This is a genomic window from Clostridium sp. AM25-23AC, from assembly GCF_003435125.1.
Taxonomy (GTDB): Bacteria; Bacillota; Clostridia; order Lachnospirales; family Lachnospiraceae; genus Pilosibacter; species Pilosibacter fragilis.
Window position 1 is genome coordinate 1 of record NZ_QWGI01000022.1, and the last position, 522, is coordinate 522.

Here is a 522-nt window from a genome sequence, read left to right on the forward strand (position 1 = left end):
GATTCCTCACCAGAATACCTTATCAAATTTTACTGCAAAAGAGGTCTGATGGAAAACTTCATCAAAGAAAGCAAATCTGGTTTTGATTTTTCTGCGGTGAGCAGTCACAACAGAATCGTAAATGCAAACAGAGTCCAGGTACATACTCTTGCCTACAACATATTTAATTGGTTTAGACGATTAGTATTATCAGCAGAAATGCAGAAACAACGCATTGATACCGTTCGTTTAAAACTGCTGAAGATTGCTGCAAAAGTAGTCCGTTCAGCAAGATATATCACATTCAAGCTGTGCAGCAGTTGTCCATATAAAGAAGAGTTTTATGACACCCTTTCTGCAATAGGTAAGCTGGATGTACAGCTGGAATAGCAACTGTCAACGAACCTTGACAGCCTGATAATTGCTCAAAAACTCGTCATAGGGATTTTATGCCCTTTTTTCTGACAAATTGAGAGAAGTTATGGCTGCATGGATCATTTTTTCAATTCATGGTGCAAGGTTTAGGTTAGAAATTGCTCCGTG

The 522-nt window shown here is 38.5% G+C and carries 1 protein-coding gene; it reads left to right on the forward strand.

Going from position 1 to position 522, the window contains the following annotated elements:
• A partial coding sequence (locus tag DW677_RS12990) for a transposase (protein WP_181968359.1) occupies positions 1-369 on the forward strand: 369 nt, incomplete at its 5' end.
• Positions 370-522 lie beyond the last annotated feature (153 nt).